This is a genomic window from Falsiroseomonas sp. (assembly GCF_051860665.1).
In the GTDB taxonomy this organism is placed as follows: domain Bacteria; phylum Pseudomonadota; class Alphaproteobacteria; order Acetobacterales; family Acetobacteraceae; genus Falsiroseomonas.
Map to the genome: position 1 here is coordinate 157,184 of NZ_JBHYDM010000009.1, position 25,530 is coordinate 182,713.

The 25,530-nt window shown below is 69.0% G+C and carries 22 protein-coding genes and 1 tRNA gene; 18 read left to right on the forward strand and 5 right to left on the reverse strand.

The features are described 5' to 3' along the window. The first annotated feature begins 23 nt into the window (after nt 1–23). From ACTIF1_RS12210 to ACTIF1_RS12230, 5 genes are all read left to right on the forward strand, one after another. Nucleotides 24–1,229: an amino acid ABC transporter permease gene (locus ACTIF1_RS12210; RefSeq protein ID WP_439596696.1), complete on the forward strand. Its 1,206-nt coding sequence runs from the start codon at nt 24–26 to the stop codon at nt 1,227–1,229. 2 nt (nt 1,230–1,231) lie between these two features. Further along, complete coding sequence (locus tag ACTIF1_RS12215; RefSeq protein WP_439596697.1) at nt 1,232–2,374, forward strand: amino acid ABC transporter permease; 1,143 nt, start codon at nt 1,232–1,234, stop codon at nt 2,372–2,374. A gap of 10 nt (nt 2,375–2,384) precedes the next feature. Continuing rightward, nucleotides 2,385–3,179 (forward strand): amino acid ABC transporter ATP-binding protein, encoded by a 795-nt coding sequence (locus ACTIF1_RS12220; protein ID WP_439596698.1) that lies wholly within the window; start codon nt 2,385–2,387, stop codon nt 3,177–3,179. A 244-nt stretch (nt 3,180–3,423) separates the two neighbouring features. Further along, complete coding sequence (locus tag ACTIF1_RS12225; protein WP_439596699.1) at nt 3,424–5,268, forward strand: potassium transporter Kup; 1,845 nt, start codon at nt 3,424–3,426, stop codon at nt 5,266–5,268. A 50-nt stretch (nt 5,269–5,318) separates the two neighbouring features. Next, the gene (locus ACTIF1_RS12230; protein ID WP_439596700.1) at nt 5,319–5,696 is read left to right on the forward strand and encodes a hypothetical protein; all 378 of its coding nucleotides are present in this window, start codon (nt 5,319–5,321) and stop codon (nt 5,694–5,696) included. Between the two features lie 63 nt (nt 5,697–5,759). Here ACTIF1_RS12230 and katG read toward each other — a convergent pair whose 3' ends face one another. Further along, nucleotides 5,760–7,973 (reverse strand): catalase/peroxidase HPI, encoded by a 2,214-nt coding sequence (gene katG / locus ACTIF1_RS12235; RefSeq protein ID WP_439596701.1) that lies wholly within the window; start codon nt 7,971–7,973, stop codon nt 5,760–5,762. Nucleotides 7,974–8,343: 370 nt separating this feature from the next. On the opposite strand from katG, the gene ACTIF1_RS12240 reads away from it, so the two are divergent. The 11 genes from ACTIF1_RS12240 (at nt 8,344) to ACTIF1_RS12290 (ending at nt 21,795) form a co-directional block, all read left to right on the forward strand. After that, on the forward strand, nt 8,344–9,756 hold the full coding sequence (locus ACTIF1_RS12240; RefSeq protein ID WP_439596702.1) for a tyrosine-type recombinase/integrase: 1,413 nt from the start codon (nt 8,344–8,346) through the stop codon (nt 9,754–9,756). Beyond that, entirely contained in the window at nt 9,753–10,487 is a 735-nt protein-coding gene (locus ACTIF1_RS12245; RefSeq protein ID WP_439596703.1) for a hypothetical protein, read from the forward strand. Before ACTIF1_RS12240 ends, ACTIF1_RS12245 begins: the two co-directional genes overlap by 4 nt. Before the next feature lie 96 nt (nt 10,488–10,583). Next, nucleotides 10,584–11,021, forward strand: coding sequence for a hypothetical protein (locus tag ACTIF1_RS12250; protein ID WP_439596704.1), 438 nt, complete (start codon nt 10,584–10,586; stop codon nt 11,019–11,021). Further along, complete coding sequence (locus ACTIF1_RS12255; protein ID WP_439596705.1) at nt 11,014–12,195, forward strand: hypothetical protein; 1,182 nt, start codon at nt 11,014–11,016, stop codon at nt 12,193–12,195. Before ACTIF1_RS12250 ends, ACTIF1_RS12255 begins: the two co-directional genes overlap by 8 nt. 76 nt (nt 12,196–12,271) lie before the next feature. Further along, nucleotides 12,272–12,547: a helix-turn-helix transcriptional regulator gene (locus tag ACTIF1_RS12260; RefSeq protein WP_439596706.1), complete on the forward strand. Its 276-nt coding sequence runs from the start codon at nt 12,272–12,274 to the stop codon at nt 12,545–12,547. Between the two features lie 11 nt (nt 12,548–12,558). Continuing rightward, the gene (locus tag ACTIF1_RS12265) at nt 12,559–13,029 is read left to right on the forward strand and encodes a hypothetical protein (RefSeq protein WP_439596707.1); all 471 of its coding nucleotides are present in this window, start codon (nt 12,559–12,561) and stop codon (nt 13,027–13,029) included. Next, nucleotides 13,026–14,066, forward strand: coding sequence for a DUF7146 domain-containing protein (locus tag ACTIF1_RS12270; RefSeq protein WP_439596708.1), 1,041 nt, complete (start codon nt 13,026–13,028; stop codon nt 14,064–14,066). The genes ACTIF1_RS12265 and ACTIF1_RS12270 overlap by 4 nt, the downstream gene beginning before the upstream one ends. Beyond that, nucleotides 14,063–15,982 (forward strand): DUF927 domain-containing protein, encoded by a 1,920-nt coding sequence (locus ACTIF1_RS12275; RefSeq protein ID WP_439596709.1) that lies wholly within the window; start codon nt 14,063–14,065, stop codon nt 15,980–15,982. Before ACTIF1_RS12270 ends, ACTIF1_RS12275 begins: the two co-directional genes overlap by 4 nt. A 1,226-nt stretch (nt 15,983–17,208) precedes the next feature. After that, the gene (locus ACTIF1_RS12280) at nt 17,209–18,474 is read left to right on the forward strand and encodes an AAA family ATPase (RefSeq protein WP_439596710.1); all 1,266 of its coding nucleotides are present in this window, start codon (nt 17,209–17,211) and stop codon (nt 18,472–18,474) included. Then, nucleotides 18,467–21,037, forward strand: coding sequence for a S8 family serine peptidase (locus ACTIF1_RS12285; RefSeq protein WP_439596711.1), 2,571 nt, complete (start codon nt 18,467–18,469; stop codon nt 21,035–21,037). Before ACTIF1_RS12280 ends, ACTIF1_RS12285 begins: the two co-directional genes overlap by 8 nt. Before the next feature lie 194 nt (nt 21,038–21,231). Further along, nucleotides 21,232–21,795, forward strand: a complete 564-nt coding sequence (locus ACTIF1_RS12290; protein ID WP_439596712.1) for a recombinase family protein — start codon at nt 21,232–21,234, stop codon at nt 21,793–21,795. A 326-nt stretch (nt 21,796–22,121) separates the two neighbouring features. Here the strand turns inward: ACTIF1_RS12290 and ACTIF1_RS12295 are convergent, their stop codons facing one another. Together ACTIF1_RS12295 and ACTIF1_RS12300 are read right to left on the reverse strand one after the other, a co-directional pair. Continuing rightward, on the reverse strand, nt 22,122–22,637 hold the full coding sequence (locus ACTIF1_RS12295) for a hypothetical protein (protein ID WP_439596713.1): 516 nt from the start codon (nt 22,635–22,637) through the stop codon (nt 22,122–22,124). A gap of 126 nt (nt 22,638–22,763) precedes the next feature. After that, nucleotides 22,764–22,839: transfer RNA gene (locus tag ACTIF1_RS12300), tRNA-Ala, on the reverse strand. Nucleotides 22,840–22,993: 154 nt separating this feature from the next. Between ACTIF1_RS12300 and ACTIF1_RS12305 the strand changes: the two genes are divergently transcribed. Continuing rightward, nucleotides 22,994–23,707, forward strand: a complete 714-nt coding sequence (locus ACTIF1_RS12305; RefSeq protein WP_439596714.1) for a CoA transferase subunit A — start codon at nt 22,994–22,996, stop codon at nt 23,705–23,707. Nucleotides 23,708–23,720: 13 nt separating this feature from the next. After that, nucleotides 23,721–24,371: a CoA transferase subunit B gene (locus tag ACTIF1_RS12310; RefSeq protein WP_439596715.1), complete on the forward strand. Its 651-nt coding sequence runs from the start codon at nt 23,721–23,723 to the stop codon at nt 24,369–24,371. Nucleotides 24,372–24,411: 40 nt separating this feature from the next. On the opposite strand, the gene ACTIF1_RS12315 is transcribed toward ACTIF1_RS12310, so the two are convergent. Further along, nucleotides 24,412–24,900, reverse strand: a complete 489-nt coding sequence (locus ACTIF1_RS12315; RefSeq protein WP_439596716.1) for a hypothetical protein — start codon at nt 24,898–24,900, stop codon at nt 24,412–24,414. A 122-nt stretch (nt 24,901–25,022) separates the two neighbouring features. Beyond that, nucleotides 25,023–25,448, reverse strand: coding sequence for a DUF1489 family protein (locus tag ACTIF1_RS12320; protein WP_439596717.1), 426 nt, complete (start codon nt 25,446–25,448; stop codon nt 25,023–25,025). Nucleotides 25,449–25,530: the final 82 nt, after the last annotated feature.

Sequence of the window (25,530 nt, forward strand, 5' to 3'; positions counted from 1 at the left end):
CCAATCCGCAACAGGGATGCTGCATGTCTTCCTCGACCCTCGATCCGCGCCTGGCCAAGGCCGGGCCGCCACGACGACCGATCCGCCTGTCCTGGTCCGATGAGCGCCTGCGCGGCATCGTCTGGCAGGTGCTCGTGGTCGGCCTCGTCGCGGCCATTGTCTACTGGTTGTGGTCCAATACGGTGCACAACCTGGAGGTGCGCCGGATTGCGACCGGCTTCGGCTTCCTGGGCCGGGAGGCGGGGCTGCCGATCGGCGAGAGCCTGATCGAATACGACCCCACCGATACCTATCGCCGCGCCCTGATGGTGGGCGTGCTGAACACGCTGAAGGTGGCGGTGGTGGGCGTGGTGCTGGCCACCATCCTCGGCACGCTGATCGGCATCGCCCGGCTGTCGCAGAACTGGCTGCTGTCCAAGATCGCCGGCGTCTATGTCGAGGTGATCCGCGACCTGCCGCTGCTGCTGCAGCTGCTGTTCTGGTACACCATCCTGCAGAGCCTGCCCGGCCCGCGCCAGGCGCTGAACCCGGTGGATGGCGTCTTCCTGTCCAATCGCGGGCTGAAGCTGCCCTTCATCGAATGGCTGCCGGCGCATAGCTGGACGCTTCTGGCGGTGGCCGCCGGCCTCGTGGGGACGCTGCTGTATGCGAAGGCCATGCGCGCCCGCCAATACGCCGATGGCCAGCCGCGCAAGGTCTGGCCGGCGGCGCTCGCCCTGATGGTGGGGATGCCGCTGCTGGTCTGGGCCGCCTATGGCGCCCCCTTCACGCCGGATATCCCCGCGCTGCGCGGCTTCAACTTCCGTGGCGGCATCACCATGACGCCGGAATACTTCGCCCTGCTGCTGGGCCTGGTGACCTATACCGCCGGCTTCATCGCGGAGATCGTCCGCGCCGGCATCCAGGCGGTGAACCAGGGCCAGTGGGAAGCGGCCCAGGCGCTGGGGCTGCGCCGCGGCGACATCCTGAAGCGCATCGTGCTGCCGCAGGCGCTGCGGGTGATCGTGCCGCCGATGACCAGCCAGTACCTGAACCTGACCAAGAACAGCTCCCTGGCCGTGGCCATCGGCTACCAGGACATCGTCAGCATCGCCAATACGACGCTGAACCAGACCGGCCAGGCGATCGAGGGCATCGCCATCATCATGCTGGTCTACCTGACCATCAGCCTGTCGATCAGCCTGTTCATGAACTGGTACAACTCCCGAATCGCCCTGGTGGAGCGTTGAGCATGAGCGACGTGACGCTGAATGCCGCCACCGCCAATGCGGAAGCGGCACCCCGCACGGCCCCGATCGCCACCACCGGCGCCGCGGCCTGGATGCGGGCCAATCTCTTCTCCTCCTGGATCAACACGGCGGTCACCCTGGCGCTCGGCTACCTGCTGGTGCGCTGGACCATGGGCTTCATCGACTGGGCCTTCGTGAACGCCATCTGGTCCGTCCCGATGAACGGCAACCTGGCCGATACCTCCGCCTGCCGCGAAATCCGCGGCACCGGCGCATGCTGGGCGGTGATCCAGGAAAAGCACCGCTTCATCCTGTTCGGCACCTATCCCTACGACGAACACTGGCGGCCGCTGCTGGTCTGCGCCCTGTTCATCGGCCTCTACATCGTCTCCGCCATGCGGCGCTTCTGGTCCTGGGTGCTGGTCCCGATCTGGGTGGTCACCCTGGCCGTGATCGGCGTGCTGATGTGGGGCGGCATCCTCGGCCTGTCCTACGTGCCGCAGGAACGCTGGGGCGGGCTGCCGATCACGCTGATCCTCTCCACCTTCGGCCTGGCCTTCGCCTTCCCGCTCGCGGTGCTGGTGGCGCTCGGCCGGCGGTCCCGCCTGCCGGCCATCAAGACGCTCTGCGTCCTCTACGTCGAACTGGTGCGCGGCGTGCCGCTGATCAGCCTTCTGTTCATGGCCAGCGTCATGTTCCCGCTCTTCCTCCCCGAGGGGATGAACATCGACAAGCTGCTGCGCGCCCAGGTCGCCATCACCCTCTTCGCCGGGGCCTACCTGGCCGAGGTGGTCCGCGCCGGGCTGCAGACCCTGCCGCGCGGACAATACGAGGCGGCCGAAGCCCTCGGCCTGTCCTACTGGCAGAAGACCGGCCTCATCATCCTGCCGCAGGCGCTCCGCCTGGTGATCCCGCCGCTGGTCAATACCTTCATCGGCTTCTTCAAGGACACGTCGCTGGTGCTGATCATCGGCATCTTCGACCTGCTGACCGCGGGCAAGACCGCCATCGTCGAACCCGCCTGGCAGGGCTTCGGCGTGGAAGTCTATGTCTTCGTCGGCGCCATCTACCTGGTGTTCTGCTTCGCCATGTCGAAGTACAGCCAGGACCTGGAACGCGACCTCAACCAGCACCGCCGCCGCTAGGAATTCCACCATGAGCGAAACCATCGAGACCGAGGCCCGCTTCGCCTCCGCCATGCGGACCGACACGCCGCCGGCCATCGTCCTGCAGGACGTGAACAAGTGGTTCGGCGCGCTGCACGTGCTGCGCGACATCAACCTCTCGGTCGCCACCGGCGAACGCGTGGTCGTCTGCGGGCCCTCCGGCTCCGGCAAATCCACCATGATCCGCTGCATCAACCGGCTGGAACAACACCAGCAGGGCAAGATCTTGGTGGACGGCATCGAACTGTCCGACGACCTGCGCAGCCTGGACGCCATCCGCCGCGAAGTCGGCATGGTCTTTCAATCGTTCAACCTGTTTCCCCACCTCACCATCCTGGAGAACTGCACCCTCGCGCCGATCTGGGTGCGCCGGATGCCGAAGAAGGAAGCCGAGGACCTGGCGATGGAATACCTGACCCGGGTGCGCATCCCGGAACAGGCCAAGAAATACCCGGGCCAGCTCTCCGGCGGCCAGCAGCAGCGCGTCGCCATCGCGCGCGCCCTCTGCATGAAACCCAAGATCATGCTCTTCGACGAGCCGACCTCGGCCCTCGACCCGGAAATGATCAAGGAAGTGCTCGATACCATGGTGATGCTGGCGGAAACCGGCATGACCATGATCTGCGTGACCCACGAAATGGGCTTCGCCCGCCAGGTCGCCGACCGCGTCGTCTTCATGGACCGCGGCGAAATCGTCGAAAGCGGCGAACCCGAAGCCCTGTTCAACGACCCCAAGACCGACCGCCTGCGCCTGTTCCTGAGCCAGATCCTGCGCGGGCACTGAGCCGCAGGGGTTGCGCTGGTGATGGCGGGGGAGGCTTTGCCTCCACCCTCCCCTTGAGTCGCGGTTTCCAAAGGCCCACTGGCCTTTGGTGGGTGGGGTGCGGGGAGGGCAAAGCCCTCCCCGCGTCACCCGCGCCACCCAGGCGAAGCGGTGCTTGCGCCGGCCCTGGCATCGGTCCTATGGCTCCGCCGGTTGCGCATGTGGAGCGACGCCTTTGAGTCATTCTTCCGCGGCTGAGCGTCCGGTGACCTTGGCTGCCCTGATCGGGGTTCTGGGTGTCGTCTACGGCGATATCGGGACCAGTCCGCTGTATGCCTTGCGGGCTTCGCTGCTGCATTTCTCGGCCGATGGCATCGAGCGGTGGGAGATTCTCGGGCTGTTGAGCCTGATCTTCTGGGCCTTGGTGCTGACCGTCACGGTTAAGTATGTGATTTTCATGCTGCGCGCCGACAATCGGGGCGAGGGTGGCATTCTGGCGCTGATGGCCCTGGCGCAGCGGCAGGCACGGACGGAGCGGGGCCGTTGGATCGTGGCCCTGATCGGCATTGCCGGGGCCAGCCTGTTCTTCGGCGATGGCATCATCACGCCGGCCATCTCGGTGCTGTCGGCGGTGGAGGGGTTGAAGGTCATCTCGCCCGCCTTCGAGGAGGCGGTGGTGCCGATTGCGCTCGGCATCCTGCTGGCGCTGTTCCTGGTGCAGTGGCGGGGCACGGGCAGCATGGGGCGGATTTTCGGCCCGATCTGCGCGCTGTGGTTCGGCGCGATCGGGCTGCTCGGCCTGATCGAGGTGGTGCGGGAGCCGGGGGTGCTGGTCGCGCTCTCGCCCAGCTATGCCATCCAGTTCTGCGCCTATTACCATCTGGCCGCCTTCATCGCCTTCGGCTCCGTCGTGCTGGCGGTGACGGGGGCGGAGGCGCTCTATGCCGATATGGGCCATTTCGGCCGCAAGCCGATCCAGCTGGCCTGGGTGGCCTTCGTGCTGCCGGCGCTGGCGCTGAATTATTTCGGCCAGGGCGCGCTGCTGCTGTCGGATCCCTCGGCCATCGAGAATCCGTTCTTCCTGCTGGCGCCGGACTGGGCGCGGCTGCCGCTGGTGGTGCTGGCGACCATGGCGACGATCATTGCCAGCCAGGCGATGATCTCGGGCGCCTTCTCGATTGCCCGGCAATGCGTGCAGATGGGTTTCCTGCCGCGGCTGACGGTGCATCACACCAGTGAGACGGAGCAGGGCCAGATCTACCTGCCGCAGGTGAACATGCTGCTGCTGATCGGCGTGGTCATCCTGGTGCTGGAGTTCAAGAACAGCGACAGCCTGGCGGCCGCCTATGGGCTGGCGGTGACGGGCACCTTCGTCTGCACCTCGGCCCTGGCGCTGCTGGTGTTCCGGCGCGTCTTCAACTGGTCCTGGGTGCTGGTGATCGCGGTCTTCGGGCCGCTGCTGCTGCTGGACCTCGCCTTCTTCATCTCGACCGCGCTGAAGATCCCGGAGGGCGGCTATGTGCCGCTGGTGCTGGGCATGCTGATCTTCACGCTGATGCTGACCTGGCGGCGCGGGCGGGACCTGCTGTTTGCCCGGTTCCGGCAGGACAGCCTGCCGCTGAAGTCCTTCCTGGCCCGGCTGCCGCAGTCCCGCACCACGCGGGTGCCGGGGATCGCGGTGTTCATGACGGGGCAGGCGGATTTCGTGCCGGGCGCGCTGCTGCACAACCTGAAGCACAACAAGGTGCTGCACCAGCGCGTGCTCTTCGTCACCGTGATCAACGAGGACATTCCCCGCGTCGAGGAGCGGCGGGAGGTGACGGAGCTGGCGCCCGACATCCACCGCGTGATCCTGCGCTACGGCTTCCTGGAAAGCCCGCATATCCCGCGGGAGCTGGAGGCGCTGCGCGACATCGGCATTCCCTTCGAGCCGATGCAGGCCAGCTATTTCCTGGGGCGGGAGACGGTGGTGGCGGCGGCGGTGCCGAAGATGCCGCGCTGGCGCCAGTGGCTGTTCACCATCATGAGCCGCAATGCCTTGCCGGCCACGGAGTTCTTCCGCATCCCCTCGGACCGGGTGGTGGAGCTCGGCGTGCGGGTGGCCATCTGAACCCGGTGGCAGCCTGCCGCGTTGCAGGACGCGGAGGACGGGAGGGGCCGGTGACCACGTCGAAGCTGGTTGAGGTGACCCTGGTGATGACCTGGAGCCCGGCGGAACCGATGGGCCATGCCGGGCATCGCATCGTCTTCGCCATGGCGCTGGATGCGCAGGGCGGGCCGGATACCGCGGCCTGGCTGGCCGATCCCGATCCCTGGCCGGCGCGGCGGGAGGCGCCGGGCGTGCCGCCGATGCAGGGTGATGTGGCGCATGACGAGGAGGGCTGGTCGCTTCGCTTCCCGCGCGAGGAGGGTGGCGCGCTGAGCGAGGCGCCGCTGCACCGCATTTTTGGCGGCGCCGGCTGGCTGCGGCCGGGCGAGGTGGTGACGATCGCCGGGCCCGATGGCGAGGCCGCCTGGCGGATCGTGGGGGTCGCATAGAAAAGCCCTCTCCCCCGGACGGGGGGAGAGGGTTGGGTGAGGGGGGCTTTCGCCCCGCCCCGTTCAGGCCGCCAGGTCGAAGCGGTCCGCGTTCATCACCTTGTTCCAGGCGGCGACGAAGTCCTTCAGGAACTTCTCGCCCGCATCGGCGGCCGCATAGACTTCCGCGATGCCGCGCAGCTGGGAATTGCTGCCGAAGACCAGGTCGGTCCGGGTCGCGGTCCACTTCTTCTCATGCGTCTTGCGGTCGGTGCCCTGGTAGACCTCGTCCGCGTGGTCATCGATGCGCTTCCAGGCCAGGTTCATGTCCAGCAGGTTGACGAAGAAGTCGTTCGTCAGCTGGCCGGGCCGGTCGGTGAAGACGCCATGCGTCTGGCCGCCGTGATTGGCGCCCAGCACGCGCAGCCCGCCCACCAGCACGGTCATCTCCGGCGCGCTGAGGCGGAGCAGCTGGGCGCGGTCGATCAGTAGCTCCTCCGTCGGCACGTTGAATTCCACCTGCAGGTAGTTGCGGAAGCCATCCGCGCGGGGCTCCAGCGGCTGGAAGTTCTCCACGTCGGTCTGTTCGGCGGTGGCATCGGTGCGGCCCGGGGTGAAGGGCACCTCGATCCGGTGGCCGGCGGCCTTGGCCGCCTGCTCGATCGCGGCATTGCCGCCGAGCACGATCAGGTCGGCGATGGAGACCTTGCGGCCGCCGCCGGCGGTGGCGTCGAATTCCGCCTTGATGCCCTCCAGCACGGCCAGGACCTTGGCCAGGCGGGCGGGCTCGTTCACCTCCCAGTCCTTCTGCGGCGCCAGGCGGATGCGCCCGCCATTGGCGCCGCCGCGGTGGTCGGAGCCGCGATAGGTGGAGGCCGAGGCCCAGGCCGTGGCCACCAGCTCCGCCGTGGTCAGGCCGGAGGCGAGGATCTTGTCCTTCAGCGTCGCGACATTGGTAGCGGAGATCTGGACGTAGTCCGCCTTCGGGATCGGATCCTGCCAGATCAGGTCCTCGGCCGGGACGTCCGGGCCCAGGTAGCGGGCCTTCGGCCCCATGTCGCGATGGCACAGCTTGAACCAGGCGCGGGCGAAGGCATCGGCGAACTGCTCGGGGTGGTCGCGGAACCGCTCCGAGATCTTGCGATAGGCCGGGTCCATCTTCATCGCCATGTCGGCGGTGGTCATCATGGTCGGCAGGCGGCGGTGCGGGCTATGCGCGCCGGGGGCCATGTCCTCCGGCTTCTGGTTGATCGGCTGCCACTGCTGGGCGCCGGCGGGGCTGCGCACCAGCTCGTAGTCGTAGTCCAGCAGCATGTGGAAATAGCCGCCGTCCCACTGGATGGGGTTGGGCGTCCAGGCGCCTTCCAGTCCGCTGGTGATGGTGTGGTCGCCCACGCCGCTCTCATGCCCGCTCTGCCAGCCGAGGCCCTGCTGGGCGATGTCGGACCCCTCCGGCTCCGCCCCGACCAGGGAGGCATCGCCGGCGCCGTGGCACTTGCCGAAGGTATGGCCGCCGGCGGTCAGCGCCACCGTCTCCTCGTCATTCATGCCCATGCGGGCGAAGGTCTCGCGGATGTCGCGGCCGGAGCCGATCGGGTCCGGCACGCCGCCCGGGCCTTCGGGATTGACGTAGATGAGGCCCATCTGGATGGCGGCGAGCGGGCTTTCGAAGACCTTGCCCTCGGCGATGCGGGTATCGCCCAGCCACTTCTCCTCGGTGCCCCAGTAGATGTCCTTCTCCGGCTCGAAGACATCCTTGCGGCCGCCGCCGAAGCCGAAGACCGGGCCGCCCATGGATTCGATGGCGACATTGCCGGCCAGGATCATCAGGTCCGCCCAGGACAGCTTGCGGCCGTATTTCTGCTTGATCGGCCAGAGCAGGCGGCGCGCCTTGTCCAGGTTCGCATTGTCCGGCCAGCTGTTCAGCGGCGCGAAGCGCTGCGAGCCGGAGGAGGAGCCGCCGCGGCCGTCGCCGGTGCGATAGGTGCCGGCGCTGTGCCAGGCCATGCGGATGAAGAAGGGGCCGTAATGGCCATAGTCGGCCGGCCACCAGGGCTGGCTGTCGGTCATCAGCGCATGCAGGTCGCGCTTCACCGCGGCGTAGTCCAGCGTCTTGAATTCCGCCGCGTAGTCGAAGTCGTCGCCCATCGGATCGCCGGACAGGCCGTTTTGGTGCAGCATGTCGAGCGAGAGCTGGTTCGGCCACCAGTCGCGATTGGTGCGGCCGAGCAGGGACCGCATGGCCGCGGGCTTCTTGCTCATCGGGCAGCCGGAGGGCGGGGGGACGTTGGTGTCCATGGCGTTGGAACTCCCTGGGGTGTGCAGGGAGGCTAGGCGCCGGGAACGAACGAGGGAAATGATTTCTGGCGATCGGAATGATTGAGCCGATCGATCATCCGCCTTGCCAAAGAAAAACCGCCAGTCCCGGCTGCCGGGACTGGCGGTTCTTGAAACCTGGTGGAGCCAAGGGGAGTCGAACCCCTGACCTCTTGAATGCCATTCAAGCGTGGCGTGGTGGACCGGCCCGCATAGCGTCGCACCTTGCTTCCTCAGGCGAGGAAAAACCTAACTTCCAGTGAGCTGGTCCCCGGATCGAACTGGACCGGGCCGCTTCTGCATGGTTGCATCGTGGTTGCGCGTCCGGTTATGCAACAAACCGGAGGCACCGATGCCAAAGCGGAGCGAAGCAAACATCACCAGCCGAGCGGCCGAGACCTCGCCGCCCGGGCTCATGTGGGATCGGGAGGTGCCAGGCTTTGGCCTCCGCACTCTGAGCAGCGGCGCGCGGACCTGGCTGTTCAAGTATCGCGCGCTCGACGGCCGCCAGCACTGGCACCGGATCGGCACCTTCCCGGCCATGACCGTGGAGGAGGCGCGCAAGCAGGCGCGCGCGCTGCGGACGGCCGTGGACAAGGGCAAGGACCCGTCGAAGGAGCGTGAGGCGGAGCGTAAGGCCGCGCGCGCCGCGCGCGCCGCCGCGGTGGAGAAGCTGGCCGAGAGCTATGCCAAGGCACTGCCGGGCCGCCCCAGCTTGCGCGGATCGGGCGCCATTTCGCCCGGCCATGCGGCAGCCGAGGAGGCGGCCGTCCGGAACGCCATCGCCCGCATGAAGCTGGAGGGGCGGCCGGTAGCCGAAATCACGCCGGCCGACCTTCTTGGCCTGCTGCATCTGGAGGCGGCGCGCCCGGCAACGGCGCGGCTACTGTTTGGTGCCTTCGGACGCTTCATGGAGTGGTGCCGCGACGCGGGGCATCTGGCGATCAATCCTTGCGACGCAATCCCGCGCGCCAGGCGCCCGAAGCCGCCGCCGGCTCGGCGCCGGGTGGTGGCGCTGCCCGACCTCACCCGCCTCTGGATCGCGTCGGAGGTGCTGCCGGCGCCGCTTGGCGAGCTGGCGCGCCTGCTGATTGCATTGCCGGTCCGGCGCGGCGAGGGCGCGCGCCTCGCGTGGGAGGACGTGGACCTTAAGGCGGGCGTTTGGACGCTGCCCGGCGCCATTACGAAGAACGGCGACCAACACCGTCTCGCGCTGCACCCGCTGGCCCGCGCCCTGCTACGCGCACGACATGAGGCGCTGGGCAAGCCAGCCAGCGGCCTAGCCTTCCCCTCGCCCCGGGTGGGCAATGAGGTTACGGCCTGGACCGGGATGAAGGCGGAAATGGGCGAGGCAGCCGGCTTTCGCGCCTGGACCTGGCACGACTTCCGCCGCTCCTTCGCCTCGCTCATGGCCGAGCGCGGCGTTGCCGAGCCGGTGGCTGATGCCGTGCTGAACCACCGGCAGAGCGGCACGCGGGGCGGCGTCCTTGGCGTCTATCAGCATGCGCAGCGCTGGCCCGAGCAGAAGGCGGCGGTCGAGAAATGGGGCGCAGCGCTGGCCGAGGCCATCGCTGCGGCGGAGCGTGAGCGGGATAAAGCGACCGCTAATCCAGGCGCGAAGGCAGAACTCTCTGGCACCCCCTCTCGCCCCATGCCCCGGAACAAGCACCGGGCGGAGGCAGCGCCGAGGGCGCGCGGAGACCATAAACCTTCGCGGCAATCCAGGCCGCGCAATGCCCGCCTTGCAGGAGCGCCGGGTGCATGACTGCTGTCGAACCCAGAGGCGAGCGCGCCGCCGAGCTGCAGCTTGGCGTCAGCATTCTCGCCGGCATGACAAGCGATGCCGAGGCAAGGCGCGATGCCGCCTTCGCGTGCATGGCGGAATTGCTGCGCCTCGGCCGTCGCGGGCTCGCACTAACGATGACCGCCGAGTTGCGCCGGCGCGTGCCCCAGGATGCCGAGACGGCAGTGCTGCCGCCCGATCCGCCACCCGGCCTCTCGCCCGCAACGCATCTTGCTTTCGACGGAGAAGAATGCGGGCCGGTCTGGCCGTGGGCCGGGCCTGACGCCGCACGCATGCGGATGTGCCCTCCGGAGTACTGCGCAGGGATCGGCGCCGAACAGCGGCAGGAAGGAAAGACGGACGGATGGGAATGGGCTGAGGCTGCGGCGGAAATCGCCACTCGCGCGCTGACAACGCTGGGGCGGCGCCCCTCGTGCGAGGCATTCGGGACCTTTCTTGCCTGGTTGGTCGCGGGAGACCATCGGTCCCTCAGCAGGCATTCGATTCCTCGCGAGCTGCGGTTGGTATGGCCCTACAGCTATCCCGAGGCGCGACGCTTCTGCCGGCCCGGTCCCGATGGTCAAGCGCCGGCTGAGACAGCTCGCATTGCGGCCGAGATGGTGGCGAAAGCCGAGCAGGAGCTTCTGGAAAGATCTGCCGAGTGGGACCGCGAGGCGATCCGGGCCGGTGGCCCAAGACTTCGCATGCCGTGAACCGATCCGCGCCGGGCGGTTCCCGGCATTCAGGGTGGGGCGAGGGCGATTGCAGCGCCCCCGCCCCGGCCCGCCGAAGCAGGTGAGAACAGCACCATGACGACGACGAGCGATGTGAGGGATAGCGCCGAGTGGGCGCGGAGTCTCGGATATCTGGCGTGCCTGGGCCTGGCGCCTGGTCAGGTGACGGCGAAAGTGGACGAGCTGCGGCCGGCTGCCGCGTCCGGCAACGCGGCGGCGATGCTCGCCGCACTGGACCAGGCGCGCGCCTGGTGGGACGCCTATGACGTAGCGCAGCGCATCATCGGCGAGGACAACAATCCAACCCACCTGACCGACGGCTGGAGTGACCTGATGGAACTGGTGGCGCGCGCGCCGGCGACCTCGCTTTCCGGCATTCTGGCGAAGGCGCGGCTCGCGGCTTGGACAAAAGGCGAGCAGCACGGCGACGCCGACTGGGACGTGGTGCTGCTGCGCACGCTGCGTGACGGCGTGGCCGCGCTGGCGGCGATGGAGGGCCAGGGCCATGGTTGATCGCGGCGACGAGGCGCACGAGGACGCCGCCGAATTGGTAACGGCGGCGGGTAGAGCCGGGCAGATCGCGGCGGGGCTGGCGCGGCTTGCCGCGCTGGCCCGCGACGCTCGCACAGCCAACGCGCTACCGACCTTCGCGGGGGTGCTGGAAACGATGCGGGCGGATGCCGACGAGCTCGCGGCGGTGCTGGCCGAGCGCGAGGATGAAGACGGAGACGCCGGTGAAGAGGTCCCCGAGGCGCGCGACGGTGAGCCGATCGGCGCCCTGCCGCCGCCGGGACGGGCTACGCCGCTCACCTTCGAGGCCCTGAATCGCGCTGTGGAGCTGCTGACGCGCGATGCGCAAACGCGCCTCTGGACAACACAGGAAGCGGCGGAGCTGCCCTGCCTGGTGGCCGAGGCGGTGGCCACAGTGCAGGCCGCGACGAAGGCGCTTCATGCGTTCTTTGCTGCGCAGATGGACGCCGCCAGCAAGCGAGGGCGCGTCGTGGTAGACGGACGCAGCCAGCTGGCGCAGGAGCCGGAAGGGCTGCAAGTTGCTTTCCTCGCGGTGCAAGGCGCCCTTACGCTGGCCGATGCCTTCGCGGACATGAAGGAGCGGGAGGCAGGGGAACCGCTGGCCCATATCATCAGCGGCTTGAGCAACGTGCAACGCGGTGTGTCCGACCCGCTGTTCGTGCCGGTGCGGAAGTTCGCCACGGCACGACAGACGGACGCGGCCCACCTGATCGGCCTAGCCGCAAGCGCTATGGACGCCTGGCGGGAGGCGGACAGCACCCGCGACGACGCTTCCGGGCGAGTTGCGGCGCTGTTCAAGGGCGTGCGACGTCGCGGAGGCCGCACGCCGGCGCCGATCACTGCGAAGACGGTTGCTTACTGGCGGGACAAGGCGCGGTCCGGCGAGCTGACGCCGGCCGAGGCGCAAGCCCGCTGGCAGGCATACCGCGCGAGCCTGGCCGACCTGCCGGCGGGCGAGGCCGGCGGAGCCCGCCGGCAGCGGCTGAAGCGGCTGGCGCGGGTGCTTGAGGCACAGATCACGCGCACCCTCGCAGCTCACGGACCGGGCTTCGTGCTGGCGGGTGGCGGTGGCCGGCAGGACCGCCCGGAGTCTGGTCGGAAGGCGCCGAAAATTCGAGTAACACGACCGCGCAACTCGAATAGCTCCCGTGGCTGACTGAGCCGCGCCGGACCTCCCGGCGCCGCATGGGGGGACGCGCCCCCAGGCGGTTGTTCAGACATGGAGCCAGACCTTGAGCAATCCCGCTTCCCAGCCGGCCGGGCGCCGGCTGCGCACGCCCGAGGCCGCCGAATACCTCGGCCTTTCGGTGTCCACCCTGGAGAAGATGCGCACGGCCGGCGGCGGCCCGGCCTTCCTCGCCATGGGCCGCGCCGTCTCCTACGCGGTGGCGGACCTCGACGCTTGGGCCGCCGCCCGCACCGTGCGGAACACCAGCGAGGCGCGCATGCGGCTGCCTCGCCGGCTTACGCCGCCGCCGGCGAGCGCGGCGCGAGGGGGTGCGCGGTGAGGGGCGCACCTTTGGCCGCCGCGACCGACCTTCACGACCTGCAATGGCTGCTCAGCATGCCGGTATCGCGGGCGATGCTGACGGCCGCTGGCGCGATCTGCATGCGGCACCTGCTGCGCATCCATGGCCCGCAGTTGTGCGCTTCCCGCTGGGGCGAGGCCACCAGCGAACGCGAAGCGCGCGAGCTGGCCGAGCTGGTGCGGCGGTTCGAGCGCGGCCTTGTGGCCCTGGAGGATATCGCGCGGCTGCAAGCCGATGGCGTCGCGTTGCCCGACCGCGAGGCATGGGCGCGCGGGCGGGCGGAGGCCGCGCGGGCGGCGCTCGCGGCTGGGCTGGAACTGCCCGACACGCGCGCCTTCCATGGCGCCCAGGAGGACGTGCACGGCTTCCCTTTCTACCCCGCGCCTCCGGTGCTGCTGACCAGCCGTAAGCGCTGGCCGCGCGGTGGCGAGGGCGGGGGTGCGCCCTTGGGGGCTGCATGAGTCGCGCGCCGATCCGCGCGGCCGAGCTGTCCGCCATGCTGGCCGCGAACGTGCCGGGGCTGGCGGCACATCTGCTGCCGGCGGGGCACCGCGATGGGGGACATTGGCGCTGCGGCGGGGTTGACGGATCGTCCGGCCAATCCCTTGCGCTCCACCTTCACGGCGACAAGGCCGGCGTGTGGCATGACTTCGCGACCGGAGAGACTGGCGACGCCCTCGACCTGGTGGCCGCCGTGCTGTTCCGGGGGAACACGCGCGACGCGATGGCATGGGCGCGACGATGGCTTGGGGTGGGCGACGGAACCAACCCGCCGCCGCTCAGAAAGGCGCCTGAGTCGACGCCGGCACCGCCAGGTGCCGACGATACGGCCCGCCGTCGAAAGGCGCTGGCGCTGTTCCTGTGCGGCCAGGAGCGCATCGCCGGAACGCCCGCCGGGGAATACCTGGCAGAACGCGGGATCATCCTAGCTGAGCTGGCGCGGCAGCCTCGCGCGCTGCGCTTCCATCCCGAGTGCTGGTGCCAGGAGGCAGGCCGCCCGCTGCCCGCGATGCTGGCCGCCATCACGCACGGCGCCGGCGAGCATGTCGGCACGCATCGCACCTGGCTTGCGCGGGACGGTGGCGGCGTGTGGCGCAAAGCGCCGCTGCGCGATGCGAAGAAGACCCTCGGCCGCTACGCCGGCGGCTTCATCCCCCTATGGCGCGGCTCCTCGGGGAAGCCGCTGCGCGAGGCGCCGGCCGGCGAGGCGGTGGCGATGGCCGAGGGGATCGAAACCGCCCTGTCGGTCGCGCTCGCCTGCCCCGAGCTGCGCGTGATCGCGGCCGTGGCCCTCGCCAACATGGGCAGCGTGGTGCTGCCGGCGGCAGTCTCGCGCGTGATCCTCTGCGCCGACAACGACGACGAGAACCCGAAGGCGGCGGCCCTGCTGGAGCGCGCGGCAAGCCGCTTCGCGGCCCAGGGGCGCGACGTGCGCATTGCGCGCCCGCCGGTCGGGAAGGACTTCAACGATACGCTGCGCGCAGGGATGCCGACATGAGCGGCGGGAAGAACGGCGCGAACGGGGCAACGAAGACGTCGAGCGGGACGAAGGGCGGACGCGACGCGATCCGTGCGGCGGTGCAGGGCGCGGCGCCGGTGGTGAAAACGGCTTTCGAGATGCCACAAGGCTTCGAGATGCGCGCCGATGGGCTGTGGCGCATCCCGGCCAGTGAGAAGGACATGCCGTTCCGCGTCTGCGGCACCTTTGAGGTCGCGGCCGAGAGCCGCCCGGAGAATGGCGACGACTGGGGCTTGCTGCTGCGCTGGCAGGACCGCGACGGCACAGCGCACGAGTGGATCATGCCGCGTCGGCTGTTGGCCGGTGAGGGCGTGGCGGTGCGTGAAAGGCTGGCCGCGTGCGGGTTGTTCGTGAGTGCGGCGCAGGGCGCACGCCTGGCACTCGTGCAGTTCCTTGCTACCGTGCGGGCGACTGCGCGCGTGCGGACGGTACCCCGCACCGGCTGGTATCGCCCGGCTGGGCGAAGCCCTGTCTTCGTGCTGCCCGGCCGCACCATCGGCGCATCGGCGGGCGAGCTGGTGAGGCTGGACATGGACCCGCCCCCGAGCATCTACGGCGAGCGCGGTACGCTGGACGGGTGGCGCAACCAGGTGGCGCGCCTCTGCATCGGCAACACCCGCCTCGCCTTTGGCGTGTCGTGCAGCTTCGCGGCGCCGCTGCTGTTCCTCGCAGGAGATGAAGGTGGCGGCATCAACCTTCGTGGCGAGAGCAGCAAGGGCAAGACGACGATCATCGACGCGGCGGCGAGCGCGATGGGCGCGCCGAGCAAGACGGGGGCGGACGCCTACGTGCGGCCGTGGCGGGCCACCAGCAACGGCATCGAGAACGTCGCAGCGGCCCACAACCACGCGCTGTTGCCGATGGATGAGATGGGCCAGGCCGACCCGAAGGAACTGGGGGAAACGCTCTACATGCTGGCGAACGGCAGCGGGAAGGAACGCGCCCGAGCCGGTGGCGGCAACCGCCGCAACACGACCTGGACGACGCTTGTCCTGTCCAGCAGCGAGGAGAGCGCGGCCAGCTTGGCGTCGCAGGCGGGGAAGCGAATCAAGGCCGGTCAGGAAGTGCGATTGCTGGACGTGCCCGCCGTGGTGCCGGGCGGATTCGGGTGCTTCGACACGCTGCATGGCGAAGCCGATGGCGGCGCCTTCGCGCAGCGCCTCAGACGGGGCGTGGTGGCGCAGCACGGCACGGCTGGGCCGGCCTTCGTCGAGTGGCTGGCGGCCGAGCTGGCGCGCGATTCCGACTTCGCCAGCCGGATCGTGCTGGCGCGCATGGCGGCGTGGGTTGCGGCCCATGTGCCCAAGTCCGCGGACGGCCAGGTGCAGCGCGCGGCCCGGCGCATGGCCCTGGTGGCGATCGCCGGCGAGCTGGCGACGGAGGCCGGTATTACCGGGTGGCCTGCCGGCGAGGCCGAGCGAGCGGCGGGGGTTGTCTTCCGCGACTGGATGCTTGAGCGCGGCGGCGTCGGCAGCCGGGAAGATCACAACCTCTTCGCGGCGCTGCGGCGCTTTATTGGCATGCACGGCGCCGCCAGGTTCAGCGTGGTGAAAGACCCGGACCCGGACGCCGAGGGCGCGCAGACCGAGCCGCCCCTGCCCGATGGCGAGCGGACTATGAACCGGGCGGGCTGGCGCTGGCAGGAGCCGAACGACAAGGGCGAACGCCGCTGGGTGCATGGCATCCTGCCCGAGACCTTCGCGGCCGAGATCATCGGCCCCCTGGGCCTGGAAGACCGCGAGGCGCGGGCGCGTCTCGGCAAGGCCGGGATGATCCGCGGCCAGCCGGACAAGGAGGGCATGCGCTGGGCGATCCGCCCACCGAAGATTCCCGGCTTCGGCAGGCCCCGCCTGGTGGTAGTGGAGCCGGCAGCGCTGGAAGACGGCGCCGACTGAGCACCCGGCCGCCGCCGCCCTCGCGCCGCGCCTGGTGGGGGCGGCGCGCGGCAGGCTTCACCCGCCGTGCGTAGGGACGGCGGCCGGCGCTGCCTCGCCCTCCCCGGCCCGATGCACACGCAATCCCGAAGCGCCGCCGTGCCCGCCGATGAGCGGGCCGGGCGGTGCCGCGCGTCGTGCGGTCGGCCGGGGCGGTGGGGGCGCAGAGGTGTTGTTCGGGCCGCCTTGAGCCCTCGCAGGAAGCGCAACCACTCGGCGGAAAAGCAGAAATGACCGGGACACCGGGACAGTCTATGTTTCGTTCTGTAAATTTAATATCCAGAACAATGGGTTAGGCTGTCCCGGTAGTCGTGTCCCGGTCATTTTATCCACCGGGACACCGGGACACGCCGGGCGGGCGGCAAAGCCCCGACACTGTCCCGGTGTCCCGGTGCTGTCCCGGCGCGCGGTTAGAACCGGGACAGAAAATAATGTGTGATAACAAATAGTTAAGGGGCGGTGTCCCGGTTGTCCCGGTCGTTTTGCATAGAGGGGGAGCGGTGCACGGGTCATAAGCAATTGAAATGAAGGATAGAACGTTATCCCGGCCGCATTTTTCCGGAGGTGACGAAGGCGTTTATCCGCGTGACGGCGTTCGCCGGGCGCGTGACGGTGAGGGCCGGGGCGGTCGGGTGCCGGGGTCCGAGCATGATCTTCCAGGCCAGGGACAGGGGGAAGGGTGCGGCTGCGGGTCTCGGGACGCGGGTGCTGAGCTAGTGGGGCAGCTACTAAGTGGCGCGGTCACTCGGTTTCGGGAGGGGTGGCGGACAGGCCGTGAGAGGAGGCGGAGGGCGCGGCCCGCTCTTCGCGGCGACACTGGCCCGCACCCCGCCCCCGCCCGCAACGGCGTCCTGTCCATGGTGGTCAGACTGAACCCCCGGCGCCCGCGGCACGCCGTCGTGGCAGCGACCTCTGGCCAACGGTCGGATCGACCGGGGGCTGGCTGCGAAGATGGTCCGCCCGCGCCCGCGCCTGCAACGAAGTAACCGCCACCCGCAACGGTGCCGAGGAGCCATATCAGCGCCGGCCGTCTAGCGAATAGGAACCCGCTGAATCGCATCGCTAACCCAAGGTCGCGCATACGGTGGGGGCAGTTACGCATTCAGCTAGCCGTCGCTTGCATAATGCAGGCGGGAGCGCATATAGTGCGAGCGAAAGCGCATCGCTTCGCCAAGGGACGCATAACCATGGACTATTTTGACATCGTGTTGGCTCTTGCGCGCATTTCGCTGGACTCCGAAGGGGGGCGCGCGGCGCAGCAGATCGAGCGGCTCCGCGATGCGCTGGCCAAGTCCGATCCAGATCAAGCGGCGAAGCTTGGGCGGCTGCTAACGCGAAGTGAGCGCCGGCAGGCCATGGCCCCCATGGCCGTTGAGGAAATGCGGGCGACCGCAGAGGCGGCGCGTCGCCAGCTTCAGGGCGAGCAACTCACTCCGTCGTCGCCGCTTCCAACGGATCGTGAGACCGGTACCCCGCTGGCACGTATCACCTTCCCGTCGGGCGAGCCCGAGGAGCCACCGGTGCTGGTCGCTCCTCTGGCTGCTGCGGTGGCTGACCTTCTGGCGGAGTGGAATCGGGCTGAGGCCCTCGCGCGACTTGGCGCAAAGCCGAACATGCGTTGCCTCATCTACGGCGCACCCGGAGTAGGTAAGACGAAGCTCGCCCGCTACCTCGCGCACCAGCTTGGCCTGCCGTGCGTCGAGGCGCGGCTTGATGGGCTTACATCGTCGTTCTTGGGCACTACCGCTCGCAATATTGGAGCGCTTTTTGAGTTCGCGGACCGCTATCGCTGCGTGCTGTTTCTTGATGAGTTCGACGCCGTCGCGAAGGCGCGTGATGACGTGCAAGAGGTCGGCGAGATCAAGCGCGTTGTGAACACTCTGCTTCAGTCGCTCGACGCGCGGAATGGCAGAGGCCTGACGCTCGCTGCAACCAATCACGAGCATCTGCTTGATCCGGCGGTGTGGCGCCGCTTCGAGACACGCATTGAGATCCCGCTGCCCGACGCCGCTTCCCGCGAGGCCCTCTTGGCGCGCTTCTTGACGCCGCTACGCCTCGGCCCCGTCGAGATGCGGCTAATCGTCTGGGCGACAGAGGGCATGAGTGGTGCGGACCTGGAGTCCCTCATTGCGGCTGGCAAGCGCTTCTTGGTCCTGCATGGCCCTGAAGGAAGCGACGAGCGGCGCGCCGGCCTGACTAATGGATCGGGGCGAGGTCGTGTTCTTCTGGAAGCGTTACGGCGCCAAGCGTTGCTCAATGCGCGGCTTTTCGGCGAGGACCGGCGTCTGGCGCTGACTGGCCCCGAAGAGGTTCTCGATAGGGCGCTTGAGGCAGCTGGATTTAGGCAGGCCGAGGTTGGGGCGTTGCTCGGGCTTTCCCAGCCCGCCGTGTCGCGACGCCGGAAGCGGACCGAGCACAGCGAAGCGCGAAAGGACGCGAGCATCGATGGCTAGCAAGCGGGACGACCTGCGCCCCATTCAGGTCTTCATGGGGACGCGCCAGTTCATAGAGCGTGAGGAGCCTGAGCCCTTCGGCGGCGGCAACAAGGATTTTTTTGCGGGCGATGACGCCGGCTTCGTCCGGCACAAGCAACGACTTCGCGGTAGCATCAAGGCGGTTGCGTCCGCCCTGCGCGGCGCGGGGCAGCCGATGGGCTTTGTGAAGGTTGTCCAGCGCGAGGAGGCGCTCGCCAAGAGCCACCGTCCCTTGCGCGCGCTGTTCAGCAGGGCGCACCGGTTCGCCCTGGTCGGCGCTGATGCCGTAGGTGAGATGCTGTTCCAGGTGACGCCAGACGCGCTCGAGCGGATCGACCGCATCGTCGAGCAGAAGGCCGAGGCGGTCCCCCGGATGGTTGAAAGCCAGAAGACCGGCAAGCTGGAACCGCGAGTTTCCGGTTACCGCAGCGAGCTTGGCGGCATCAAGGATATCCGGCTGTACGAGCCGGCCGACCGCGTTGCGTTCTCGGCCGACGAGGCCGTTGCCTGGATGCGCCAGCCTAACGTGGTCGGCGGCTACATCGTCGAGCTCTTCAAGCCGGATGCCGAGCTCGGTTTCGACGCCGTGGGCAGGCTAATCGAGAACTTTCGCGCCGGTCTGGAGCGGATCGGCGGCGGGATGCTGGTCAGGCCCTTCCTGCCGGGCGCCCAGACGGCCGCCTTCGGTGAGCCGCCCGTGGCCTTGTCCGTGCAGCTGACAGCCGGGAGCGGCCAGCGTTTGGTCGAGCTGCCGTTCTTACCAGGCGGGCGGGTGGCGGAGGTGAGCACGGCGCGGCTGCCCGCGGCGCCGGAGGGCTCCGTCGGGCGCGACCTGACCCCGGCACGACACGGCGCCCTGTTGGAGTTCCTCGCGGGGCAGTCTCTTGTGCGCGCGGTAGAGTTGCCGCCGGTCCTTGAGACCGCGCCCATGGGGGCCCTGGCGGGCAGCAGAGAGGCGATCGTCCCGCCGCCACCAGATGGGGACCACCCGGTGGTGGGCATCATCGACGGCGGCGTGGCCGACGTGGAGAAGCTGAACGCCTGGAAAGTAGGCGATGCCGGCCTTGTACCCTTCTCCGACAGGAGCGAGGGCCATGGAACATTCATTGCGGGACTCGTGGTCGCCGGGGCGCATTTCAATCCGGGCCTAGCTGGCGGCATCGAGCCGGCTGGCTGCAAGTTCTTCGACCTCGACTTCTTCCCCCGCCGCGAGCTGCGCAGCCGCTACTACCGCGACATCGAGGACCTGTTCGACCAGTTGGAGGAGAAGGTCCGCGTCGCCAAGCGCGACCACGGCGTCCGCGTCTTCAACCTGAGCTTCGCCTTCGGTCGGCGGCCGTCGAATCTGGGCTACTCGCTGGCTGCCGACCGATTGGACCGCTTGGCGCGGGCGTTGGACGTGATCTTCGTGGTGTCGGCTGGAAACCTAGCCTCCGGCACTTCGCGGCCGCCCTGGCCGGCGCAGGCGGACGACGCCGTCACGATGCTGGCCGGCTTCGCCGGCCGCGACCAGGGCCTCCCGGCGCTCAGCGAGCACATGCTCGGCCTTACGGTCGGCGCCGTGAACCCGCCCGGCATCGCCGGGCATGCGGTGAAGATGCCGACCACCTACACATGCCGCGGCCCGGGCGTCGGCGGCGGGCGCAAGCCCGAACTGGCACAATACGGGGGCGCCGAGGCAGCCGGCAATCGGACCGGCCTTGCCTCCATTAGCCCCGAGGGCGAGGGCGTGGACGGGTGCGGGACCAGCTACGCGGCGCCGCTCACCGCTGCTGGCGTCGCCACCCTTGACCAGCGGCTCGCGCGGCAGGCCCCGCGCGAGACCCTGCTGGCACTGCCTGTGCACCGGGCCGCCAGGCCCGCAGAGCTTTGCGCGCCGAAGCTACGCCATGTGGCGCGCGACTTCGTGGGCTTCGGCCTCGCGCCGCCGGCCGACCTGCTGCTTAGCGACGACCCGCACAGCGTCACGCTGGTCTTCAGCGAGCGGCTGCTCGCCCGCCAGAGGCTCGACTTCCCCTTCGCTTGGCCGCGGTCGCTGGTGCGGCCCGACGGGGCGTGCCGGGGGCGAGCGGATGTGACCCTGGCCTACACGCCGCCGATCGACCCGGCCCACCGCGAGGAGGCCATGCGGGTGCAGCTAGAGGCATATCTCCACCAGGAGGATCTGGTAGACACCGCGACGGGTGCGGTGGAGTGGGTGAGCCGGCTCACCCATGACGGCGCCGGCCTGCCCCAAGGCATGCACAAGACTGAGAAGTACCTGATTACGACCGGGCTAAAGTGGTCGCCGATTAAGCGCTACCACGCCAATATGCCGCAGGGCCGCGGGAACACTTCCAATTGGCGGCTCTCCCTGGACAGTCTCGTCCGCGCAGGCACAGCCTTCCCGGCCGAGGGCGTGCACTTCACGCTTCTGCTGACGATCTCCGATCCGAAAGGAGCCGCGCCCGTCCGAGAGGAGGTGCGGCTTGACCTGCGAAACCGCGGCCTGGCGCTGGCGGACATCACGGTCGCGCATCGCGTGCGCCCCCGCAGCCGCTGAGCCGACCTGTTTGATGTCGGCTTACTACCCGGACGAGGCAACACTTCCGCCTCGTCCCGCTGGGGCAAGCCCGTGTGAGACGTCCCAGAGGCCCCGCCCGCCCTGCGCAGAACCGTCCCGCTGAAATGGGGTTTGACCATTGAGACGCCGACCCGTTATAAGTCTAAGACCCTAGCGAGACATGAAGCGCCGCAATGCTGGTAGGATATGCCCGGACATCCACCGTCGAGCAGGAGGCCGGCCTTGAGGCTCAGGCGCGCGACTTGGCCGCCGCCGGGTGCGAGCGAATCTGTTCCGAGCGAGTGTCATCCATCGGGCGCCGTGCCGAGCTAGAGGCCGCCATTGCCTTCACTCGGCAGGGCGACACGCTGATTGTGACCAAGCCCGACCGCCTCGCCCGCAGCGTGACCGACCTTCTCGGCATCGTGGAACGGCTGGAGGCGAAGGGCGTGGCGCTGCGCGTGCTGTCTATGGGCGGCGCCGTAGTGGACACCAGGCAGCCGACCGGGCGCCTCATGCTCACCATGCTCGGCGCGGTCGCAGAGTTCGAGCGGGCCTTGATGCTGGAGCGCCAGCGCGAGGGAATCGCGAAGGCGAAGGCCGAGGGGAAGTATCAGGGCCGCGCGCCAACCGCACAGCGCCAGGCCGATGCAGTGCGGCAGATGAAGGCGGAGGGCGTGCGGCCTACCGAGATCGCGCGCCGCCTCGGGATCGGCCGGGCCAGCGTGTATCGCATCCTGGGTGTCGAGGCAGCGTGAGTGGTCGGGCGGCTGGGCAACTCACCAGGTGGCGCGCCGGCCGGCGTCGAGCTGGCGGAGCTGCGCGACCAGACAGGGGGATGGCGCTGCCTGGGGATGACAGGCGGCCGACCCCCCGGCACCCCCTCCACCCCCACCCCCCGGAACGCGCTCGCCCCGTCTTGTCCGCCCCTCCGCACGGAGACCATGACCCTTTGGAGCAAATCGGTTTTGGCCGGCCGAAGAAAATGCCGGCGCCCCGCGCCGTCCCCTGCAACCACGAACCGCAACCACCGCTACCGCGCCCCCGCCCAAGATCGTCGCGCCGTCACACGTCGCACGAGGCATCAAGGCAGTAAGGCCGAGCCTGGTGATGAAAGCCTGTACCGCCAGTATCGGGCCGCTTCCTCAACAAGCTCAGAGAGAAGCCAGGTGTTGTCTGGCGCTACTTCAACGATGACGTACCGGCCATTTATTGGCCATCCGAATTGCAAGACACCAAACTCGCCAATCTCGTCGGCTTGAAGATCGCTAAGGACCACCCGATCCCCCATCTTGGCATAGTGCTTTGTCGCGTTCGCAATATCGTGGACTTGATTGACGCTCCAGTTTTCTGCAGCGACACCGTTTCGGAATGATTTAAGCGCCTCGCGAAGCTTCTTTGTGCTGACCTCGCCTAGCTTCGGAGCCTCAATGGCGTGGAAATAGTGATCGGCCAGGCTCGACACCACGAGGCAAGCCAGGCAGCCACGCCGCCGATTGTCCGGTGCCGCCATGAACTCTGCTACCGTTGGTTCGACCATCTCCGTGAAAAACGCGGCGGCGGCGTTCTGGAGCAGGTCGTCAGGGTCGTTCGCATCCATGGCAACCCGCTCTTGATGCTGTCGGCCCGGTAGCGGAAGCGCAGCCTGGCCCGCAGCGTGGTTGCACCATGGTTGCTCTTGAAACGAAGCCGCCGGCCCCGATCACTCGGAAGCCGGCGGAAATTCTGGTGGAGCCAAGGGGAGTCGAACCCCTGACCTCTTGAATGCCATTCAAGCGCTCTACCAACTGAGCTATGGCCCCGCACGCCGAAGCGCGAGGCCGGCCGTATAGCCGCCACCCCGGGGCTGCGCAAGCCTGCCCCGGGCGGCTTTCTGCAACCCTTTTCGCAACCTCTTCCGCCTGGACGCGGACCCGCATAGTTTCGGCCTGAAGCATCAGGGGTGGCACGGGCAGGATGAGCAAGATCTACGGGGATGCGACCTCGGCACTCGCCGGGCTGCTGCGGGATGGCATGACCATCATGTCCGGCGGCTTCGGCATCAGCGGCATTCCCTCGGTGCTGATCGAGGCGATCCGGGCGAGCGGTGTGAAGGACCTCACCGTCATTTCCAACAATGCCGGGATCGACGATGCGGGCCTCGGCCTGCTGCTGCATACGCGGCAGATCCGCAAGATGATCAGCTCCTACGTGGGCGAGAACGCGACCTTCGCCAAGCAGTACCTGGCCGGCGAGCTGGAGATCGAGTTCAACCCGCAGGGCACGCTGGCGGAGCGCATCCGTGCCGGCGGCGCCGGCATCCCGGCCTTCTTCACCAAGACCGGCTACGGCACGGCGGTGGCGGAGGGCAAGGAGACGCGCGAATTCGACGGCGAGCACTATGTGATGGAGCGCGGGCTCTTCGCCGACCTCGCCATCATCCATGCCTGGAAGGGCGATCACGAAGGCAACCTCGTCTATCGGAAGACCGCGCGGAACTTCAATCCCGTCATGGCCACCGCCGCCAAGGTGACGGTGGCGCAGGTCGAGCACATCGTCGCCAATGGCGAGATCGATGCCGACCACATCCACACGCCCGGCATCTTCGTGAAGCGCATGATCGCGCTGCCCGCCGATTTCCAGAAGCGGATCGAGCAGCGCACCGTGACGAAACGCCCGAACGCGGCCTGAAGGAGTCGAAAAAATGCCCTGGACCCGCGACGAAATGGCGGCGCGCGCGGCGCGCGAGCTGCAGGACGGCTTCTACGTCAATCTCGGCATCGGCATCCCGACGCTGGTGGCCAACCACGTGCCCGCCGGCATGACGGTGCAGCTGCAATCGGAGAACGGCATGCTCGGCCTCGGCCCCTTCCCCTATGAGGGGGAGGAGGATCCGGACCTGATCAATGCCGGCAAGCAGACCATCACCCAGCTGCCCAGCAGCAGCTTCTTCGACAGCGCCCAGTCCTTCGCCATGATCCGCGGCGGGCATATCGACCTGTCCATCCTGGGCGCGTTGCAGGTGGCGCAGAACGGGGATCTCGCGAACTGGATGATCCCCGGCAAGATGGTGAAGGGGATGGGCGGCGCCATGGACCTGGTGGCCGGCGTCAAGCGCGTGATCGTGCTGATGGAGCACACCGCCGGCGGCAAGCCCAAGCTGCTGAAGGCCTGCAACCTGCCGCTGACCGGCCGCCGCGTGGTGGATGTGGTGGTGACGGAGCTCGGCGTCTTCGCCATCGACAAGAAGGGCGATGGCCCGATGCGCCTGCTGGAGACGGCCCCCGGCGTGACGGAGGCCGAGATCCGCGAGAAGACCGAGGCCGATTTCACCAGCGCGCTGGTCGCGGCCTGACAGCCCGGCCCGGGGTGCCTGGCGCCCCGGGCGAAGGGCCCTATTGCAGCTGGGGCTGGCGGGCCTGCTGGTAGCGCAGGCGGTCATCCTCCAGGATGCGGCGCAGCCGCTCCAGCTCCCGTTCCCGCTCGGCCAGGGACCGTTCCCAATCGGCGCCGGCGGTCGGGGCGGGGGCGGCCACCGGCGTGGTGTCCCGCACCGGGCTGCGCACCGCCTGATCCCGCACCGGGGCGCGGCGCACCGTGCGGCGCGGCGTGCTGCGGCGCGTGGTGGCGGGGGCGGCGGCGGGCACCGGCGGCGGCGGCACCCAGTCCAGCAGGGGAATCGGGCCGCGCGCCTGCGCCTGGCCGGCGGGGGCGGTGGGGCTGAAGCTCGGCGCGGCGGGGGTCCGCTGGCGGAAGGCGTCGAAATCCGTGACCGTGGCGCTCAGCAGGTCGCGCCCCGGCCCGGCATCGTTCCAATGCTGCGCGGCGGCGGGCGTGGCGGCCAGCAGGGCGAAAGGCAAGGCGAGAAGGGCAAAGCGGCGCATCTTGCGGGGTCCCGGTCTGGAACAGGAGGCTGGCGGCGCGGAGCGCGCGTGCTGGCGCGAAGATGAACGGGCCGGCCGCGGCGCACAAGCAAGGAAAGGCGGATGGGGATGCCAGGCGCTGCCTATAGCAGGCAGAGCGCCTCCAGCTCCCGCCGCAGGGCGGGGGGCAGGGCGTCCAGCCCGCTGGCGGCGGCCTGGCCGCGCGGCGCGTCCGGCGGCGCCGCCTCCGCCGTGAGGTAGCGCCAGCCCTGGAAGGGTTTCTGGGGGCGCGGCTCCAGCAGCACCAGTTCCGGGTCCAGCACCAGGCCGGCGCAGCTGGTGCCGTCGTCCCAGCGTTCCTCGCGCACCTCCAGGATGCGCTGGCGCACGCGGATGAAGCCGGACAGGACCCAGTAGAGCGAACCGCCCTCCACCAGCTCCGCCGCGCGCTTCGGCACCATGCGCGTCTGGTGGCGCAGCGGCGGGTCCAGCGCGGCGCGGCGCGCCTGGTTGGCGGCGAGTTCCGCCACCTCCTTCGGGCCGACGCAGAGTTTCAGCAGGTGCAGCATGGGGAAGTGATGTGGCCTGGCGCCGAGTCCCCGCAAGCCCGGCGGCTGTCAGGATGCTTGCCCCGCCGCGGCATACGGGGTT

What these genes read in the sequence shown, in the direction of transcription:
- ACTIF1_RS12240 (WP_439596702.1), top strand. Translation starts at nt 8,344, where the DNA reads ATGCCAAAGCGGAGCGAAGCAAACATCACCAGCCGAGCGGCCGAGACC.
- ACTIF1_RS12250 (WP_439596704.1), top strand. Translation starts at nt 10,584, where the DNA reads ATGACGACGACGAGCGATGTGAGGGATAGCGCCGAGTGGGCGCGGAGT.
- ACTIF1_RS12275 (WP_439596709.1), top strand. Translation starts at nt 14,063, where the DNA reads ATGAGCGGCGGGAAGAACGGCGCGAACGGGGCAACGAAGACGTCGAGC.
- ACTIF1_RS12255 (WP_439596705.1), top strand. Translation starts at nt 11,014, where the DNA reads ATGGTTGATCGCGGCGACGAGGCGCACGAGGACGCCGCCGAATTGGTA.
- ACTIF1_RS12210 (WP_439596696.1), top strand. Translation starts at nt 24, where the DNA reads ATGTCTTCCTCGACCCTCGATCCGCGCCTGGCCAAGGCCGGGCCGCCA.
- ACTIF1_RS12270 (WP_439596708.1), top strand. Translation starts at nt 13,026, where the DNA reads ATGAGTCGCGCGCCGATCCGCGCGGCCGAGCTGTCCGCCATGCTGGCC.
- ACTIF1_RS12305 (WP_439596714.1), top strand. Translation starts at nt 22,994, where the DNA reads ATGAGCAAGATCTACGGGGATGCGACCTCGGCACTCGCCGGGCTGCTG.
- katG (WP_439596701.1), bottom strand. Translation starts at nt 7,973, where the DNA reads ATGGACACCAACGTCCCCCCGCCCTCCGGCTGCCCGATGAGCAAGAAG.
- ACTIF1_RS12315 (WP_439596716.1), bottom strand. Translation starts at nt 24,900, where the DNA reads ATGCGCCGCTTTGCCCTTCTCGCCTTGCCTTTCGCCCTGCTGGCCGCC.
- ACTIF1_RS12285 (WP_439596711.1), top strand. Translation starts at nt 18,467, where the DNA reads ATGGCTAGCAAGCGGGACGACCTGCGCCCCATTCAGGTCTTCATGGGG.
- ACTIF1_RS12295 (WP_439596713.1), bottom strand. Translation starts at nt 22,637, where the DNA reads ATGGATGCGAACGACCCTGACGACCTGCTCCAGAACGCCGCCGCCGCG.
- ACTIF1_RS12310 (WP_439596715.1), top strand. Translation starts at nt 23,721, where the DNA reads ATGCCCTGGACCCGCGACGAAATGGCGGCGCGCGCGGCGCGCGAGCTG.
- ACTIF1_RS12280 (WP_439596710.1), top strand. Translation starts at nt 17,209, where the DNA reads ATGGACTATTTTGACATCGTGTTGGCTCTTGCGCGCATTTCGCTGGAC.
- ACTIF1_RS12220 (WP_439596698.1), top strand. Translation starts at nt 2,385, where the DNA reads ATGAGCGAAACCATCGAGACCGAGGCCCGCTTCGCCTCCGCCATGCGG.
- ACTIF1_RS12215 (WP_439596697.1), top strand. Translation starts at nt 1,232, where the DNA reads ATGAGCGACGTGACGCTGAATGCCGCCACCGCCAATGCGGAAGCGGCA.
- ACTIF1_RS12290 (WP_439596712.1), top strand. Translation starts at nt 21,232, where the DNA reads ATGCTGGTAGGATATGCCCGGACATCCACCGTCGAGCAGGAGGCCGGC.
- ACTIF1_RS12320 (WP_439596717.1), bottom strand. Translation starts at nt 25,448, where the DNA reads ATGCTGCACCTGCTGAAACTCTGCGTCGGCCCGAAGGAGGTGGCGGAA.
- ACTIF1_RS12245 (WP_439596703.1), top strand. Translation starts at nt 9,753, where the DNA reads ATGACTGCTGTCGAACCCAGAGGCGAGCGCGCCGCCGAGCTGCAGCTT.